Source organism: Enterobacter sp. 22466 (genome assembly GCF_052044775.1).
In the GTDB taxonomy this organism is placed as follows: Bacteria; Pseudomonadota; Gammaproteobacteria; order Enterobacterales; family Enterobacteriaceae; genus Enterobacter; species Enterobacter dissolvens.
The window spans coordinates 279,498-298,488 of record NZ_JBQENX010000004.1; the positions used below are offsets into that span (position 1 = coordinate 279,498).

Below are 18,991 nucleotides of genomic sequence, written 5' to 3' on the forward strand. Positions count from 1 at the left end.
AAGCATTCAGCTGGCGCGCATTTACACGGCGAAGGCGCGCCAGAATAACATTAAATGCGGAAATGTCCGGCTGTTTCAGCAAGGTCGCCCGCCTGGCTCTGCAGGGCACTGGCGGCTGCGGCGGATTGCACCACCAGTTCGGCATTCTGCTGCACCATTCTGTCCAGGTGCGTGACAGCATGGTTGATCTCGTGGATGCCTTTCATCTGCTCGCTGGTGGCGATGGAGATTTCACGCATGATACCCGAGACGCTGCCGATGCTGGCGCGGATCTCATCCATGCTTTCCCCGGCCAGATGTACATAGCGGGAGCCGGTTGCCACGCTGTCGGTGGTGGAGTCGATAAGTGATTTGATCTCCTTCGCCGCCTGGGCGCTGCGGCTCGCCAGGTTACGCACTTCGCCTGCCACCACGGCAAATCCGCGGCCCTGCTCACCGGCGCGCGCCGCTTCCACCGAGGCGTTCAGCGCCAGGATATTGGTCTGGAAGGCGATGCCATCAATCACGCTGGTGATATCGCCAATTTTTGCCGAAGCCACTTCAATGGATTGCATGGTGCTGATGGCCTGAGAGACGACCTCACCGCCGCGTGAGGCCGCAGCGGAGGCTTTACTGGCCTGTTCATTCGCTTCTGCCGCGGACTCATTTGACTGGGTCACCGACGCGGTGATCTCCTCTACGGCACTGGCGGTTTCACGCAGGCTGGAGGCCGCCTGCTCGGTACGCCCGGAGAGATCCTGGTTGCCAGCCGCAATCTCCTGAGCCGCATTTTTCACCGAGGCACTGGCATCGCGCAGCTGGACCATCACCACCGAGAGCTTATCGCTGAAGGCGTTAAACGCCTGGGCGATTTGCGCCACTTCATCGTTACCGCTGTCCGGCAGGCGCTGGGAGAGATCGTTGGTGCCGTTGGCAATGTTATGCATCGCGTCGCGGATATCGGATAACCGCTTGAGCAAACGGGCAATCAGGATATGGACAATCGCACCGCTCAGCAGGGCGAGGATCACCAGCGATAACGCCGAGGCTTTCAGCAGAGAGCGCATGCCGGAGGTGGCGTCGTTATTGTCGAGCGCGACCACCAGCATCCAGTTTGTCCCCGGAACGGGAGTGGCGACGAAGGTTTTTTCGCCACCGTCAAATGCACCCTCGACCAGGTTACCGCTTTTCAGCGCCGCTAAATCGGTCCCGGTAATGATCTCAGCAAACGGTTTAAGCGTCAGGGCTGGATCGCTGGCGGCGATAACGCTGCCGTCGCTGTTCAGAAGCAAACCACTGCTCGCCGGTGTCGGATGGATGCCGCGTACGTTAGCCACCACGCTATCCATAGCCACGTCACCTGCCACCACCGCTTGCAGGGTGCCGTTTTCTTTTACCGGCACCGCAAATGTCACCACCAGTTTCCCGGTCCCGGCGTCCACGTAAGGGGCGGTCACCACCGGACCGTCCTGACTGACCACCTGCTGATACCACGGGCGAATGGTCGGATCATAATCCGCAGGCACGCCCGCCGGGTCGGAGAATTTCGCCGTTTTGCTGGCATAGCCGACATAAACGTTGGTGAATCCACCCGCCTGGGCGAGTTGTTTAAAGACCGGAACCGGATCGTCACTCAGCGCCACGCTCTGAGCGGAGGCAATCACCGTCATTTTGCTTTTCACCCAGTCAGCAATCGCCATGTTATGACTGGCACTGGTGCTGGTCAGAATGTCACGCTGCGACTGCTGGTTATCCTGGCGCGTGACCTGGAAATTAATGACGGTATTGAGAACAAGGGCGACGACCAGGCAACCTGTCGTCACGGCAATGATGCGAGCACGAATCGATCTGAACATAAGTGAAATACCTGCTGTGTTGTTTCCATGCCTATCGGCAACCCAGCAGGTAAACTTGATGCTGAAACCGCGTCCATAAGAAAATAATATTTTTGCGGGTTAATTATTAAAAAGTTAATACTTTATCGGCGGTCAATGTCCATTCGGCCAGTTCGACAAGCGTGCCGATTTCCACGCCATCAATCAGCGGCAGCCCGGTGATACCACGCCCGTCGGTGCAGGTTTTGCACAGTTTTACCGGCACGTTTTGCGCCGTCAGGATCTCCAGCATCTGCTGAATGTTGTAGCCCTCCGCCGGTTTTTGGCCTTTCAGGCCAGCGGTGACCGCGTCAGACATCAAAAAGATCCGCAGCTCCAGTTCGCTCGCGTTATCGCGCAATGCGATTGCCAGACGCAGGCTGTTAAAAAGGGATTCGCTGCCGTAGGCCGCCCCGTTGGCGACGATCACTATCTTCTGCATGTTGACTCCTGTTTATATTAAGGCACGAATATTGCTTCATTCTCCCAGGTATGGTTATCCGGGAGAGTAAGCATGACATTAATGGCTGGCAATTCGTCGGGTGCCACCGAATGGCTCCAGCGCGCAAAGGCGTTGCGCCAGGAGCAGCTCAGCAAGCTGGCACAGCTGGGTGTACTGGTGAATGGCATTAGCCAGCTGGTGCATATGCTACAGTGCGAGCGCGGTGCCTCAAACGTCTGGCTCTGCTCACAGGGTAAGCTCTATGCCCCCGAATGCAAAGCCAGCCGGGCGCTGGTGGATGAAAACCTCGCCATCCTGCATGGCATTCTGGATAAACATTCCCCCATGCCGGGCAGCGCCGTGTGTGAGCGCATCGCCGCTGCGTTGCAGAGCCTGGAAACGCTGCCCGCCCTGCGTGAGGGGGTTAATCAACAAACCGTTACCGCCCCGCAGGCGATGGAGCATTACTGTCGCATGCTTCGCCATCTGCTCAGTATCGTGCCGCAGCTCAACGACAGCATTGACGATCCGCAACTTGCGGGACGTTTTGTCGCCCTGTATAGCCTGATGCAGGGCAAAGAGCTGGCGGGACAAGAGCGGGCACTGGGGGCTATAGGCTTCACGCAGGGCTTTTTTGATGATGTTACCCGTCAGAGGCTGGTTGACCGTATCGACGGCCAGCAGGCCTGTTTTGAGATCTTTTTAAGCCACAGCCCGGCGGATGTGCAGAATACGTTTTCCCTCAATTGTCAGCCCGACCGTGAGACGGAGCAGCTCAGGCGCGTGGCCTGCACGCGCCAGCCCGCTGCGGATAATGGCGACACGGCGCTGAACTGGTTTGCCCTGCAAACGTCACGCCTTGAGCACCTGCGCACCCTGGAGGAGATGGTTATCGCCGACCTGATGCTGGCGGTTGATGAGCGTATCCATCATGACCATCAACATCCGGTAAGTGCCGATGAGAATGACGATCCGCTCGCGCTTTATCCGGACAAACCCCTGCTGCCGCTGGTTCGCCAGCAGGCTCGTGAAATAGAACAGCTCTCACGTCAGCTCGCGACGCTGCGCGATACGCTGGAAGAGCGCAAGACCATCGATAAAGCCAAAAGTGTACTGATGACCCACCACAATATGAGCGAAGAACAGGCGTGGACGGCGCTGCGCAAAATGGCGATGGACAAGAATCAGCGCATGGTGGATATCGCCCGTGCGCTGCTCACCGTGAAGCGGTTATGGCAGCTAACCCCTAAGGAGTAGCTGCACAATCAGTGGGCACGTTGTGCCTGATTGAGGTGCGTTTTTGCAGAGCCAGTGGGGCAAAAGCCACAAAAACAAGGCATTAAAACCTGGCATTACCTTTGCATTATTTCAGTAACCAATTTTGACGGTGCGCCAACGGCGGTGCATCAGTCTTCGGGATAAAGGCGTCCAGCGGTGCTTCGGTACTGTCGGGCGCTTTTTTTTGTCTTTTTTTCAGGAGTGGTCATGGCGGATTTGTCGAGACGGCGGTTTTTGCAGGCCAGCGTGCTGGCGAGCAGTGCAATGTTATTACCGGGTGTCATGCAGGCCGCGTGGGCGGCAGGCTCGGATAAACCCGAGCAGGATACGGTGCGCATCGGGTTTATCCCGCTGACCGACTGCGCCCCGGTGGTCATCGCGGCGCTGAAAGGGTTCGATAAAAAGCATGGCATTACCATCGTGCCCACCAAAGAGGCGAGCTGGGCGGCCGTACGCGACAAGTTAGTCGCGGGAGAGCTGGACGCGGCGCACATTCTTTACGGTCTGCTGTACGGACTGGAACTGGGGATCGCCGGTAAGCCACAGCAGATGGCGAACCTGATGACCCTTAACCAGAACGGCCAGGCGATTACGCTCTCCGCCGATCTGGCAGAGAAGGGCGTTCGCGATCTCGACGGTCTGCAGAAACTGATTCGGCAGCAGGCGCCGGGCACGTACACCTTCGCGCATACCTTCCCGACAGGCACGCACGCCATGTGGCTCTACTACTGGCTGGCCAGTGCGGGCATTAACCCGTTCGACGATGTTCGCACCGTGGTGGTACCGCCGCCGCAGATGGTGATGAACATGCGCATTGGCAATATGGTCGGCTTTTGCGTTGGCGAGCCGTGGAATGCCCGGGCCATTAACGACCGTATTGGTTTTACCGCCGCTACGTCACAGTCCATTTGGGCTGACCACCCGGAAAAAATCCTCGGTACCCGTCGAGACTGGGTGGAGAAAAATCCGCACACCGCGCGGGCGCTGGTGAGCGCTGTACTGGAAGCCGCGCGCTGGATCGACGCGTCCCCGGAAAACAAACGTGAAACGGCGCAGATCCTCTCGCGTCGCGCATGGCTGAACACCAAAGAGCAATACCTCACCGGACGGATGCTGGGTGAGTACGACAACGGGGTGGGCACGCGCTGGCAGGACGCGCATCCCATTCGGTTCTTCAACGACGGCGCCGTCAGCTACCCCTGGCTCTCTGACGGCATGTGGTTCTTAACCCAGTTCCGCCGCTGGGGCTTGCTTAAATCTGCGCCGGACTATGTCGACATTGCCCGGCGCATCAACCAGACGGCGGTCTGGCAGGATGCCGCCACCGCGGTGGGGGGCATTACCACACCGACGTCACCACTACGCAGTAGCACCCTGATGGACGGCACCGTCTGGAACGGCACCGATCCTGAAGGCTATGCCAACCGCTTCGCTATTCACCGTAAAGGGGCCTGATTATGCAGCATCTGCACAGCACGAAATCAAAACACGAGACGCCGGTGAGTGGCGAGGTGATTACCCTGCCACCGGTTCAGGTTCGCCGTCGTCCTCCGGCGATTGCCCGCCGGATTAACGATGTGCTCCAGCGTATCATTCCGGCGCTGCTGGGGCTGGGACTACTGGTGGTGCTCTGGCAACTGGCGGCAATCAACAGCAAAGGCTTTCCGACGCCGCTGAGCACGCTGGATTCTGCCATCACCCTGTTCGCCGATCCGTTTTATCGCGACGGGCCAAACGACATGGGGATCGGCTGGAACGTGCTCGCCTCCCTGCAGCGCGTGGCGGTGGGCTTTGGCCTGGCCGCGTTAGTCGGTATCCCGCTCGGTTTTCTGATTGGCCGCTTCACCTTTTTCTCTCGCATGTTCAGCCCGCTGATTGCGCTGCTGCGTCCGGTCAGCCCATTGGCCTGGCTGCCTATTGGTTTATTGCTGTTCCAGAAAGCAGAGCCGGCATCCAGCTGGACCATTTTTATCTGTTCGATCTGGCCGATGGTGATTAACACCGCCGAAGGGGTACGCCGTATTCCGCAGGATTACCTCAACGTGGCCCGCGTGCTGCAGCTTTCTGAGTGGACCATTCTGCGCCGGATCCTCTTCCCGGCCGTGCTGCCTGCGGTGTTGACCGGGGTGCGTCTCTCGATCGGCATCGCCTGGCTGGTGATTGTCGCCGCCGAAATGCTGACAGGCGGCTTAGGGATCGGCTTCTGGATCTGGAATGAGTGGAACAACCTCAACGTCGAAAACATTCTCATCGCCATCGTCATCATTGGCGTGGTCGGGTTACTGCTGGAGCAGGGGTTGATGCTGATCGCCCGTCGCTTCAGCTGGCAGGAAAAATAAGGAGCGAACATGAAACCGATCATTCAGGTCCAGGCCGTAAGCCAGCGTTTTTCTACCGCCAGCGGTGAGTTTCTGGCGCTGCAGAACGTCTCGTTTGATATCCACGAAGGGGAAACCGTGAGCCTGATTGGCCACTCCGGTTGCGGCAAATCAACGCTGCTGAACTTAATCGCCGGGATCACGCTGCCAACGGAAGGGGGATTGATTTGCGACAACCGTGAAATTGCCGGTCCGGGACCGGAGCGTGCGGTGGTCTTTCAGAACCACTCCCTGCTGCCGTGGCTGACCTGTTTCGACAACGTTGCGCTGGCGGTCGATCAGGTGTTCCGCCACACCATGAGCAAGGCGGAGCGTCGGGAGTGGATTGAACACAACCTCGATCGCGTGCAGATGGGGCACGCCCTGCATAAACGCCCGGGGGAGATCTCAGGCGGCATGAAGCAGCGCGTGGGCATTGCCCGTGCGCTGGCGATGAAGCCGAAAGTGTTGCTGATGGATGAACCGTTTGGCGCGCTGGATGCGCTGACGCGCGCCCATCTGCAGGACTCGGTGATGCAAATTCAGCAGGCGCTCAACACCACCATTGTGCTCATCACCCACGACGTGGACGAAGCGGTGCTGCTCTCTGACCGCGTGCTGATGATGACCAACGGCCCGGCGGCGACTGTCGGCGAAATTCTGGAGGTTGACCTGCCGCGTCCGCGTAACCGGGTGCAGCTGGCGGACGACAGCCGCTACCACCACATGCGCCAGCAGATCCTCCATTTCCTCTATGAAAAACAGCCCAAAGCGGCGTAGTGGGAGCACCACGATGCGACTGGTCATTATCGGCAATGGAATGGCAGCGACACGGCTGATTGCCTCGCTGACCGGGCGTGCGCCTGGCCGCTTCGCGATCACCGTGTTGGGTGAAGAGCCTGAGCATGCGTACAACCGCATCCAGCTTTCGCCGGTGCTGGGTGGGGAAAAACGCCCGGAACAGATCCGCCTGCAGGACGATGCCTGGTACCGCGAGCGCGGCGTCACGGTTCTCAGGGGGCAAAAGGTGCTCGCCGTGGACGTGGTGAAACGGGAAATCCGTACCGCGCGGACCACGCTGGCGTGGGATGAACTGGTCTTCGCCACCGGGTCGATACCGTTCGTGCCACCGATCCCCGGGTGCGAAGCGCCACACGTCTTTACCTTCCGCCGCCTTGAGGATACGCGAGCCATTGCGCAGATCCCGGGGCCAGCGGTGGTGTTGGGTGGTGGCGTGCTGGGTGTTGAGACGGCAGCGGCGATGGCACAGACTTGTGACAACGTCACGCTGGTGCATCGCGGACCGTGGTTGATGGAACAACAGCTGGATCGGCAGGCGGGGCTGTTGCTGGAGGCGGCGCTGGCGGAGCGCGGTGTGCGCTGCGAACTGTCGTCCGGGATCGCGGCAATCGCGCCAGATTCAGTAACGCTGCTCAACGGACGCCAGGTTAGCGCCGCGCGCGTGGTGCTGGCTACCGGCGTACTGCCCAATATCGCGCTGGCAAGCGCCAGCGGTATTCAGTGCGCCCGCGGCATTGTGGTCAACCCGCAGATGCAGACCTCCGTCCCGGCTATCAGCGCCATCGGGGAGTGCTGCGAAATCGACGGTCAGACGTTTGGCCTGGTTGCCCCCTGTCTGGCACAGGCGGACATTCTCGCCGCCCGACTGGCAGGGGACGCCCCCGCGCCATTTGCCCTTACCGACGGTGGGATGCGCCTTAAGGTTACCGGCGTGGAGCTCTTCAGCGTCGGGCGCGTAACGGCGCAGCCGGAGGATACAGTCTGGGACGCGTGGGATCCGCTGACCCGTCACTACCGTCGCTTACTGATCCATCGCGGTGCGCTGGCTGGCGTACTGCTGATGGGCGATTGCCGCAGCGCGGCAACATTTACCGATTTACTGGCAACGGCTGCGCCCGCACACGTGGACTGGCTGTTCGATCGATTCTCTACGACGCAACCGCAGGTTGCAGGACAGAACGCTATGACAAAACCTACTCTGGTGGTGGTTGGGCACGGTATGGTCGGCCACCATTTTCTTGAAGACTGCGTAAACCGCAATCTGCATCAGCAATACCAGATTGTCGTCTTTGGCGAAGAGCGTTATGCCGCTTACGACCGCGTACATCTCTCAGAGTATTTTGGCGGCCGCAGCGCGGAGTCCCTCTCGCTGGTGGAGGGCGATTTCTTTGCCAGACACGGCATAGAGTTGCGTCTGTCGCAGCAAATTGTCGCCATCGATCGCGACGCGCACGTGGTGCGTACCGTCAGCGGCCACGAAACCCACTGGGACAAACTGGTGCTGGCGACCGGCTCGTATCCATTTGTTCCGCCGGTGCCGGGTAACACCCTGCCGGGCTGCTTTGTCTACCGCACGCTGGACGATCTCGATAACATTGCCGCGCATGCGAAGGGATCCCGCCGCGGCGTGGTGATCGGTGGTGGGTTGCTCGGACTGGAAGCGGCCAACGCTCTGAAACAGCTGGGCCTGGAAACTCACGTGGTGGAATTCGCACCCAATCTGATGGCGGTACAGCTCGACAACGACGGCGCGGCAATGCTGCGTAAAAAAATTGAAGCGCTCGGCGTCGGGGTTCACACCAGCAAGGCCACCACCGAAATCGCGGCCACCGACGACGGTCTGGTCCTGCGCTTTGCCGACGGTGAACAGCTGGACACCGATATGGTGGTCTTCTCTGCCGGGATCCGCCCGCAGGATGCGCTGGCGCGCAGCAGCGGCCTGGCGATCGGCGAGCGCGGCGGGATCTGCATTGATACCGCCTGCCAGACCTCAGATAAGGACATCTTCGCCATCGGGGAATGTGCGCTGTGGGAAGGTAAAATCTTCGGTCTGGTGGCGCCGGGTTACCAGATGGCACGCGTGGCGGCGGCCACGCTGGCGGGTGAGGAGAAATCCTTCACCGGCGCGGATATGAGCACCAAACTTAAGCTGCTGGGCGTGGACGTGGCCTCGTTTGGGGATGCCCATGGCCGTACGCCGGGGGCATTGAGCTACCAGTGGACCCACGGCCCGCAGCAAATCTATAAAAAAATTGTCGTCAGCCATGACAACAAAAACCTGCTCGGCGGCGTGCTGGTGGGGGATGCCAGCGAATACGCCACGCTGGTGCAGATGATGCTTAACGGAATCAGCCTGCCGAAAGAGCCTGAAACGCTCATCTTGCCAGCCTTCTCCGGTAGCGCGCCAAAAGCGCTGGGGGTGGCGGCGCTGCCGGAAAGCGCGCAGATCTGCTCCTGTCATAACGTCAGCAAAGGCGATATCTGCCAGGCAGTGAGCGCCGGTGCGACGGACATCGGCACCATCAAGCAGTGCACCAAAGCGGCGACCGGCTGCGGTGGGTGCAGTGCGCTGGTGAAACAGGTGATGGAGTTCCAGCTGGCTGAGCAGGGCGTGGAGGTGAAAAAAGATATCTGTGAGCACTTCCCGTACTCACGTCAGGAGATATATCACCTGGTGCGGGTCAACCATATTCGTACCTTCGACCAGCTGATTAGCCGCTACGGCCAGGGGCACGGCTGTGAGATCTGTAAACCGCTGGTGGGGTCAGTGCTGGCCTCCTGCTGGAACGAATACCTGCTGAAACCGGCGCATTTGCCGCTGCAGGACACCAACGACCGCTACTTTGCCAATATTCAGAAGGACGGCACGTACTCCATCGTGCCGCGCATGCCCGCCGGGGAAGTAACGGCCGACGGGCTGATTGCTATCGGGCAGATCGCAAAGCGCTACGGGCTGTACAGCAAGATCACCGGCGGGCAGCGTATTGACCTGTTTGGAGCCACGCTCGACCAGTTGCCGGAGATCTGGCAGGCGCTGGTGGAGGCCGGATTTGAAACCGGGCATGCGTACGGTAAATCCCTGCGTACCGTGAAATCCTGCGTCGGGTCAACCTGGTGCCGCTATGGCGTGCAGGACTCCACCGGCCTTGCGGTCAAACTGGAGCACCGTTACAAGGGGCTGCGCGCGCCGCACAAAATCAAAATGGCGGTGTCCGGCTGTACCCGCGAGTGTGCCGAGGCGCAAAGCAAAGATGTCGGCGTGATCGCCACGGACAAGGGCTGGAATCTCTATCTGTGCGGCAACGGCGGCATGAAGCCGCGACACGCGGATCTCTTCGCCAGCGATCTGGATGAAGAGACGCTGATCCGTACCGTCGACCGTTTTCTGATGTTCTACATTCGCACGGCCGATCGCCTGCAGCGGACCAGCACCTGGATGGACAACCTTGAAGGCGGTCTCGACTATCTGCGAGAGGTGATCCTCGACGATAGCCTCGGTATTGCGCACGAGCTGGAGCAGGAGATGGCCCGTGTGGTGGAAACGTATCAGTGTGAATGGCAGACCACGCTTAACGATCCGAACCGTCTGGCGCTGTTCCGCACGGCGGTGAACGGTCCGGCGACGGAAGAGAGCAAACGCTGGCAGGAAATTTGCGGTCTGGATGAGATCCCGGAGCAGGCGGGGATCGGCGCCCGGCTGGGGCGTAAGCCGATCGCGCTGTTCCGCTTTGGCAAAGCGGTCTATGCCCTTGACGATCGGGAGCCAGGCAGCGATGCGAACGTGCTGTCACGCGGTATTCTTGGCGATGCGGCGGGTGAGCCGGTGGTTATCTCGCCGCTCTATAAACAGCGTATTCGCCTGCGCGACGGCTGCCAGGTGGATAACGGTGAGCCTGCGGTGCGCGCCTGGCCGGTGAAAATCGAAAACGGCAAGGTGTGGGTGGGGAACGACGCGTTGCTGGTCCGTGCGGAGGCATCATGAATGAAACCCGAACAACGTGCCCGTACTGCGGCGTCGGTTGCGGGGTAGTGGCCCGGGTTGAGGGCGACAAGGTCACAGTGCGCGGCGATGAACGCCATCCCGCCAGTTTTGGACGGCTGTGTGTCAAAGGCGCGGCGTTAGGTGAAACCACGGGCCTGCAGGGGCGGCTGTTGCACCCGGTGGTGGACGGGCTGGAGGTGGAGTGGTCGCAGGCGTTAAGCGCGGCCGGCGAGCGGTTACGGGCGATTATCGACACCTGGGGGCCGCAGGCGGTGGCGTTTTACGCCTCCGGCCAGCTACTCACCGAGGATTACTACGCTGCCAATAAGTTGATGAAAGGGTTTATCGGCGCGGCGAACATCGATACCAACTCGCGTCTCTGCATGTCGTCGGCAGTAGCAGGCTATAAGCGCGCATTTGGCGAAGATGTGGTGCCGTGCAGCTATGAGGACGTGGAGAACAGCGATCTGGTGGTGCTGGTGGGTTCAAACGCGGCATGGACGCATCCGGTGCTCTATCAGCGGCTGGTTCAGGCGCGGCAAAACAATCCGCAAATGAAAGTGGTGGTGATCGATCCGCGTAAAACCGCCACCTGTGATATCGCCGACCTGCATCTGGCGCTCGCGCCCGGCAGTGACGCCGGGCTGTTTGTCGGTTTGCTCAACCTGATTCAGGGTACCGACGACTGGCCGATTGCCCGCGTGGCCGGGTTTTGCGGTCTCGATGCACAGGAGATTGCCACGTTTTACGACTGGTTCCTTACGGCGCCGCGTGCCATTACGCTCTACACCATGGGGATCAACCAGTCTTCCAGCGGCAGCGACAAGTGCAACGCCATCATTAACGTCCACCTTGCGAGCGGGAAATTTGCCCGTCAGGGCTGCGGGCCATTTTCGCTGACCGGCCAGCCAAACGCGATGGGGGGACGGGAAGTAGGGGGCCTCGCGAATCAGCTGGCGGCGCACATGAACTTCGAGCCGGACGATCTCTCGCGGGTGGCGCGCTTCTGGGGGACAGAACGGCTGGCGCAAACCCCAGGCCTGATGGCCGTAGAGCTGTTTGACGCCATTGCCCGTGGTGAGGTAAAGGCGGTATGGATCATGGGCACCAATCCGGCTGTCTCGCTGCCGGACAGTCATGCGGTATGCCAGGCGCTGGCGAATTGCCTGCTGGTGATTGTTTCTGAGGTAATGCAGGAGACCGACACCAGCCGCTACGCCCATATCCGTTTTCCGGCGCTGGGCTGGGGAGAGAAAAACGGTACGGTCACCAACTCCGAACGGCGGATCTCGCGCCAGCGCGCCTTTCTGGCTGCCCCGGGCCAGGCAAAACCGGACTGGTGGATAGTTGCGCAGGTGGCGAAACAGCTGGGCTATGGTGAGGCCTTTGCCTGGGAACATCCGCAGGAGATTTTTTGTGAACATGCGGCGCTGTCGGCGTTTGAGAATGACGGGGCACGGGCGTTTAATCTGCATGCGCTGGCGGGGCTTACCCGTGAGGCGTGGGATCAGCTTGAGCCTTACCAGTGGGCGGCGGGCGATTTTCCCCACCGGAATATGGTGCCCGTTGACCCGCGTCTGCATGGCGCGGCGCCAGATGCGTTATACCCGTTGCTGCTGAATACCGGACGCATCCGCGATCAATGGCATACCATGACCCGTACGGGATATGTTTCCGGGCTGATGCAGCATATCTCTGAGCCCTGCGTTGAGATCTGCGCCGCAGATGCCGCGCGTTTCGCCCTTTGCGACGGGCAACTGGCACGGATCAGCTCTCCGCGTGGAGTGATGGTGGCAAAAGTACGTATCAACGATGGACAAAGGGAGGGGGAAGTATTCGCGCCCATGCACTGGAATGCGCAGTTTGCCCGTCAGGGAAAGGTTAATACGCTGGTGGAGGGGCGCTGCGATCCGCAGTCCGGCCAGCCGGAGAGTAAACAGACCGCCGTCAGGATCATGCCATGGCAGCCTGAATGGCAGGGAGAGCTGTATGCCCGTGTGCTGCCGGAACTGCCACCTTCGGTACACTGGTGGCGCAAAGCCTCACGCCTGACGGTGGCGAGTGACGAACCGTTGATGCCGTGGGTGAAGGAGTATGCTGAACAGCAGGGCTGGCAACTGCAACTTGCCCGAACGGATGCGCGCAGCAGCGTGCTGGCGTGGCATCACGGCGAACTGATGCTCGGCTTCTGGGAAGGGACTACGTTGCCAGCGCTGGCGCATGCGACTATTGAAGAGGCTTTTCGTCGGGCTCCTGAGACGCTTGCGGAGCGACATGCGCTCCTGAACGGCGCGAGTGCGGGGGAGAGTGTCGATCCGGGACGCATTATCTGCAGCTGTTACTGCGTCGGGGAAAATGCGATACGGGAGGCGATTGTCGGCGGGTGCGGCTCCGTCGCAGAGTTGGGGGCGAAACTACGGTGTGGCACCAACTGCGGCTCCTGCGTGCCGGAACTGAAAGGGCTGTTTGGATAATGGTCTAAGAGTGTCGGGTAAGGCGACAATAATGTTCAGGATAATCCTGAAATTTGCACTAAGACTGCATTTCACAGCTTATCGCGTTAACATTAAAAGCGTTGCCTCATAAACACAGGTTCTTATTTACGACGTTGATGGCTGTATCGTCCCGCATTCGCTTTCTGTTATTACTCCCACTTCTTACGGCGGGTGCCGTTCACGGTGCCCCGAATTCCTTTATGCATCAGGCAGAAAACCCCTTTGATAACAACGGGGACAGTTTGCCCGATCTCGGCATGGCGACGCCAACAGACGAGGGGGAAAAGCACCTGGCCGAAATGGCAAAAGCCTTTGGCGAAGCCAGTATGACCGATAACGGCCTCACCACCGGTGAGCAGGCGCGTCAGTTCGCGTTTGGTCAGGTGCGTGACGCAGTGAGCGGCGAGGTGAATCAGCAGATTGAGTCCTGGCTCTCGCCGTGGGGCAACGCCAGCGTCAATTTACTGGTGGATGACGACGGGAACTTTAACGGCAGCAGCGGGAGCTGGTTCATCCCCTGGAATGATAACAACCGTTACCTGAGCTGGAGCCAGCTGGGGCTGACGCAGCAGAGTGACGGCCTGGTGAGCAATGCCGGCATCGGTCAGCGCTGGGTTGCCGGAAAATGGCTGCTCGGCTACAACACTTTTTACGACAACCTGCTGGATGAAAACCTGCAGCGTGCCGGGCTTGGCGCAGAAGCGTGGGGCGAGAATCTGCGTCTGTCGGCCAATTACTACCAGCCTTTTGCCAGCTGGCGCGACAGTTCCGACGTGCAGGAGCAGCGCATGGCGCGCGGCTATGACGTGACCGCGAAAGCCTGGCTTCCCTGGTTTCACCACTTCAACACCAGCGTTAGCTTCGAGCAATATTTTGGTGACAACGTCGACCTGTTCAACAGCGGAACCGGCTATCACAACCCGGTCGCGGTCAACCTGGGACTCAACTATACCCCGGTGCCACTGGTCACCCTGACCGCGGCGCATAAGCAAGGCGAGAGTGGGGTGAGTCAGAACAACCTTGGGCTTAAGCTCAACTATCGCTTTGGCGTGCCGCTTTCAAAGCAACTTTCCGCCAGCGAAGTCGCCGCCACCCGTTCTCTGCGCGGCAGTCGCTATGACTCGCCGGAGCGGGATAATCTGCCGGTGATGGAGTTCCGCCAGCGCAAAACGCTCTCTGTCTGGCTGGCGACCCCGCCGTGGGATCTGAAAGGGGGCGAGACCGTGATGCTCAAGCTTCAGGTGCGCAGCACGCACGGTATCCGCCAGATCCACTGGCAGGGCGATACCCAGGCACTGAGCCTGACCTCGCCGGCCAACAGTCACAGCAGCGAGGGCTGGAGCGTGATTATGCCTGCCTGGGATGACAGTGAAGGGGCGAAAAACCGCTGGCACCTGTCGGCGGTGGTTGAAGATGAAAAAGGGCAGCGCGTCTCATCCAATGAGATCACGCTGACGGTGGTGCAGCCGCTTGTCGCGTTGCCTGACGATGACCCGCGGTGGAAGTTGCTGCCGGATGAGTAATCCTCAGAAAATACGCTCCTGATGCACCCATACGGCGGCTTCAACGCGGGATTTTAACTTCATCTTCTTCAGCATATGTTTCACATGCACTTTGACCGTGCTTTCGGTGATATCCAGACGACGGGCGATCATTTTGTTCGGCAGACCCTGGGCAATCAGCTTCAGAATATCGCGCTCGCGCGGGGTTAGCTGGCTGACGTCGCGGTCAGAGGTGGCGCGGTTTGCCCGCAGGCTGGCGGCCAGCACCGGGGTTAACGCCTCGCTGAGTACCATTTCGCCTGCGGCAGCCTGTTGCAGGGCCTTGAGCAGATCTTCCGGCTCCATGTCTTTCAGCAGGTAGCCGTCTGCACCGCGTTTTAGCGCTGTGACCACGTCCTCTTCATGGTTTGAGACGCTGAACACCACCACGCGTCCGGACAGCGATTTTTCGCGCAGCTTATCGAGCGTCTCCAGACCGTTCATGCCTGGCATGTTCAGATCGAGCAGGATCAAATCAGGATCAAGCGATTCGGCAAGCTCAATGCCCTGTTCACCGTTGCTGGCTTCACCAACGACGGTGATATCAGGTGCCATGCTGACCAGCTGTTTTACGCCAGTACGCAGCATCGGATGGTCGTCAATCAACAGGATGGATGCCGGTTCCTGATTAGTCATGGGTTTCTCCGTGGATAGTTGTGAGCGGTTTTTCGGGGATAAAGGTGACGACCACTTCTGTGCCACCTGTCTCTCGCCGGCGAACCTGGCAGTCACCGCGCAGGCTTTGGGCGCGGTCTCGCATGATAATTAAACCGTAATGGTTTGTCCGTTCGGCATTTTCCGGCACGCCGCAGCCGTTGTCATGAACCGTGAGCTTCACCTGATTATCGTGCTGGCTAACGGTAACCGTCACCGCCGTCGCGTCAGCGTGTTTCAGCACGTTGCTCAGCGCTTCGCGGGCGATCTGCAGTAAATGAATGGCCTGATGCGATGGCACAAAGCGGGGCGGTAACTGGTAATCGAGCTTCACCGGGAAGCCCAGTCTTGCGCTAAATTCGTGGCAGCTTGCTTCCAGCGCCGGGCGCAGACCCGGCTCGGTGAGTTGCAGGCGGAAGGTGGTCAGCAGCTCGCGAAGCTGTACCCAGGAAGTATTCAGCTCGTTGCGGATCTGGCTCAGCAGCTGTTTGTTGCTTTCCGGCATTTCTGCGGCCTGCATTTGCAGACAGCTTACCTGCATTTTCATACAGGAGAGCGACTGGGCAATGGAGTCATGGAGTTCGCGGGCGATGGTGGCGCGCTCTTCCATCACGATCAGCTGCTGCTGCTTCTCCTGATGGCGGTCGAGGGCCAGCGTGGCCGTCAGCTGTTCAACCAGCGTATCCACCAGTTGCTGCTGGTCGTGGCTCAGATGACGCCCGGCGGGCAGGGTCGCCAGCAGAATACCGTACTGGGTATGACTGTCCGTCAGCCGCCATTTTAGCGTCGTGCCGCTGGTGGTCAGCGGCGGTAAACCGCGTGGGCACAGGTGACACCCTTTGTCATCGCAGGTGACGTCAGACTGACAGGTAAACTCCTGGTGATTTTCTTCATCTTCCATGTCGTACACCCGTAGTTCCAGGTCGTGCAACAGGGTGAGCTTTTGCAGACCATTCAGAACCGGCGAAAGACGTTCACACAGCGGCACCTGCATATGCAGACGGCGGTTAGCCTGCCAGAGGAAGGAGAGGATCTCGTTTTTCTGCTCAAGCCCGGCGGTCTTCTCCTGCACGCGTTTTTCCAGCACCGCGTAACTCTCGGAAAGCTCGGCCGACATGGTGTTCAGCGCCTGGCCCAGCATCGCCATTTCGTTACGTCCGCTGATGTGGGTACGCTGGGTAAAATCTCGTGCGGTCACCGCGCGGGCCATCGCCAGCAATTGCTTCCAGGGGTTCAGCAGCCGCGCGCGCAGCCAGACAATGGTGAAAATCAGCAGCAGGCCCATAAACAGCGCCATCGCCCGGTGGATCATGACCACCCGGTCGATACGTAATTCGGTGGTTTGATCGAAAGAGGAGACCAGGGTATCAATGCGTGAAACGAACCCGGCGACGTCACGGGCAACGGTATCAGGGGTTTTCGCCTGTTTTAAACCCGGCTCCAGCTGGGTATGCCAGTAGCCCTGAAGGGCTTTAAGCTGGGGTTCCTGACCGGCACGTATCGCAGCGCTTTCCAGTTCAGGACTGAACGCCGTATGCTCCATATCGTCGATCAGCTTCTGATCGTCCTGGGTTAATGGCACCGAGGCCAGCAGACGATAACTCTGCATGCGTAGGGAGCCTGCCTCGTTGATGGCATGCGCGTTACCCTGTACGCCCTGTACCAGCCAGCCGGAAATCGCCATGCCGGTCACACCGATGGCGGTGGACAGCAAAACGATCAGTGCCAACTGGTTAACGAGTGTCAGCGGAGATAAACATCTTTTTAACATAGAGTTGCCGGGCTCCTGACGTGGCCTGCTTGCAGGAATGGCGCTATTCTGGTGCATACCCTGGAGTATACCCATACCAATAAAGGATTACCTCTAAATTGCCAAAGGGGTAAGGCTCAGGGGGAGGGAATGACCGGGAGTCGTCAGTCCTGTGAAAAACCACGTCTTTTTTACCACATTGTCCTACTCACTAAGGATGATGGCTTTTTTTTCGCCGCAAATCCTCCCACTTTTCCTTTGATTTATATCAACTTACCGCCGGCCTAAAACCCTAATGTTTGCAGCATCATTCGAGAATCAGAGGTGTCTATGAGTCACACATCCGCTCCCGAAAGGGAAAATGGTGCCGTTATAACTGACTGGCGTCCGGAAGATCCGGCGTTCTGGCAGCAGCGCGGCCACCGTGTCGCAAGCCGAAATCTGTGGATTTCCGTTCCATGTTTATTGTTAGCGTTTTGCGTATGGATGTTATTCAGCGCGGTAGCGGTTAATCTGCCTAAGGTCGGATTTACCTTTACCACCGATCAGCTGTTTATGCTGACCGCGCTGCCGTCGCTGTCGGGGGCGTTGCTGCGCGTGCCTTACGCGTTCATGGTGCCGGTTTTTGGCGGCCGTCGCTGGACGGCGTTCAGTACCGGTATCATGATCGTGCCTTGCGTGTGGCTCGGTTTTGCGGTGCAGGACACCTCCACGCCGTTTAGCGTGTTCGTGATCATCTCTCTGCTCTGTGGCTTTGCGGGCGCAAACTTCGCCTCCAGCATGGCAAACATCAGCTTCTTCTTCCCGAAAGCGAAGCAGGGTGGTGCGCTGGGGATCAACGGCGGCCTGGGTAACATGGGCGTCAGCGTAATGCAGCTGATTGCACCGCTGGCAATCTCCGTCTCTATCTTCGCGGCATTTGGCGGCGGTGGTGTGACGCAGGCAGATGGCTCTTCCCTGTATCTGCAAAACGCGGCCTGGATCTGGGTACCGTTCCTGGTGATCTTTACCCTCGCGGCCTGGTTCTTTATGAATGACCTGTCTGCGTCGAAGGCATCCCTGAGCGAGCAGTTGCCGGTGCTGAAGCGCGGCCACCTGTGGGTGATGGCGCTGCTGTATCTGGCGACCTTCGGCTCGTTCATTGGTTTCTCCGCGGGCTTTGCCATGCTGTCGAAAACCCAGTTCCCGGAAGTACAGATCCTGCAGTTCGCCTTCTTTGGGCCGTTTATTGGTGCGCTGGCGCGTTCGCTGGGCGGTATGATCTCTGACCGTCTGGGCGGGACCCGCGTGACGCTGATTAACTTCGTTGTGATGGCGGTCTTCTGTGCGCTGCTGTTCCTGACGCTGCCAGCCGACGGCCAGGGGGGGAACTTCATCGCCTTCTTCGGCGTGTTTATGGTGCTGTTCCTGACGGCCGGGCTGGGCAGTGCCTCCACCTTCCAGATGATTTCCGTGATTTTCCGTAAGCTGACCATGGACCGCGTGAAAGCGCAGGGCGGTAGCGAAGAGCAGGCCATGCGCGAAGCGGCAACGGATACGGCGGCAGCGCTGGGCTTTATCTCCGCGATTGGTGCAATCGGTGGCTTCTTTATTCCAAAAGCGTTCGGGATCTCGCTGGACCTGACCGGCTCCCCGGCTGGCGCCATGAAAGTTTTCCTCGTGTTCTATATTGCCTGCGTCGCGATCACGTGGCTGGTATATGGCCGTAATTCCAATAAAAATAAGTAAGTTTGATTATCCGTTTACGCGACCTTCGGGTCGCGTTTTTTTTATCCTCTCAATAGTTACAACATACTCATTGCTTTTAAACATTCCGCCTGCAGGTAACGCTGTGATCG

The 18,991-nt window shown here is 59.2% G+C and carries 12 protein-coding genes; 8 read left to right on the top strand and 4 right to left on the bottom strand.

Translation table 11 applies throughout. From position 1 onward, the window contains the following. Positions 1-50 precede the first annotated feature (50 nt). Entirely contained in the window at positions 51-1,835 is a 1,785-nt protein-coding gene (locus ACTJJI_RS13550; RefSeq protein WP_046887688.1) for a methyl-accepting chemotaxis protein, read from the bottom strand. A gap of 106 nt (positions 1,836-1,941) precedes the next feature. Further along, complete coding sequence (locus ACTJJI_RS13555; protein WP_014832270.1) at positions 1,942-2,295, bottom strand: DsrE/DsrF/TusD sulfur relay family protein; 354 nt, start codon at positions 2,293-2,295, stop codon at positions 1,942-1,944. Between the two features lie 72 nt (positions 2,296-2,367). Between ACTJJI_RS13555 and nasR the strand changes: the two genes are divergently transcribed. The 7 genes from nasR (at position 2,368) to ACTJJI_RS13590 (ending at position 14,731) form a co-directional block, all read left to right on the top strand. Next, complete coding sequence (gene nasR / locus ACTJJI_RS13560) at positions 2,368-3,552, top strand: nitrate regulatory protein NasR (protein WP_125366295.1); 1,185 nt, start codon at positions 2,368-2,370, stop codon at positions 3,550-3,552. Between the two features lie 228 nt (positions 3,553-3,780). Then, positions 3,781-5,028 carry a CmpA/NrtA family ABC transporter substrate-binding protein gene (locus tag ACTJJI_RS13565; protein WP_440654428.1) on the top strand — a complete coding sequence of 416 codons (1,248 nt, stop codon included), beginning with the start codon at positions 3,781-3,783 and terminating at the stop codon, positions 5,026-5,028. 2 nt (positions 5,029-5,030) lie between these two features. After that, positions 5,031-5,912: a nitrate ABC transporter permease gene (gene ntrB / locus ACTJJI_RS13570; RefSeq protein ID WP_046887692.1), complete on the top strand. Its 882-nt coding sequence runs from the start codon at positions 5,031-5,033 to the stop codon at positions 5,910-5,912. Between the two features lie 9 nt (positions 5,913-5,921). After that, positions 5,922-6,710 (top strand): ABC transporter ATP-binding protein, encoded by a 789-nt coding sequence (locus ACTJJI_RS13575; RefSeq protein ID WP_013096250.1) that lies wholly within the window; start codon positions 5,922-5,924, stop codon positions 6,708-6,710. Positions 6,711-6,723: 13 nt separating this feature from the next. Beyond that, entirely contained in the window at positions 6,724-10,713 is a 3,990-nt protein-coding gene (gene nirB, locus ACTJJI_RS13580) for a nitrite reductase large subunit NirB (protein WP_440654431.1), read from the top strand. Then, entirely contained in the window at positions 10,710-13,187 is a 2,478-nt protein-coding gene (locus tag ACTJJI_RS13585) for a nitrate reductase (protein ID WP_440654433.1), read from the top strand. The genes nirB and ACTJJI_RS13585 overlap by 4 nt, the downstream gene beginning before the upstream one ends. 137 nt (positions 13,188-13,324) lie before the next feature. Further along, complete coding sequence (locus ACTJJI_RS13590; RefSeq protein ID WP_050861325.1) at positions 13,325-14,731, top strand: YchO/YchP family invasin; 1,407 nt, start codon at positions 13,325-13,327, stop codon at positions 14,729-14,731. A gap of 3 nt (positions 14,732-14,734) precedes the next feature. Here the strand turns inward: ACTJJI_RS13590 and narL are convergent, their stop codons facing one another. Both narL and narX read right to left on the bottom strand, forming a co-directional pair. Beyond that, complete coding sequence (narL, locus tag ACTJJI_RS13595) at positions 14,735-15,385, bottom strand: two-component system response regulator NarL (protein ID WP_003856701.1); 651 nt, start codon at positions 15,383-15,385, stop codon at positions 14,735-14,737. Further along, the gene (narX, locus tag ACTJJI_RS13600) at positions 15,378-17,174 is read right to left on the bottom strand and encodes a nitrate/nitrite two-component system sensor histidine kinase NarX (RefSeq protein WP_050861324.1); all 1,797 of its coding nucleotides are present in this window, start codon (positions 17,172-17,174) and stop codon (positions 15,378-15,380) included. The genes narL and narX overlap by 8 nt, the downstream gene beginning before the upstream one ends. A gap of 309 nt (positions 17,175-17,483) precedes the next feature. Between narX and ACTJJI_RS13605 the strand changes: the two genes are divergently transcribed. After that, entirely contained in the window at positions 17,484-18,881 is a 1,398-nt protein-coding gene (locus ACTJJI_RS13605) for a NarK family nitrate/nitrite MFS transporter (protein ID WP_047361565.1), read from the top strand. The last annotated feature ends 110 nt before the right edge of the window (positions 18,882-18,991 follow it).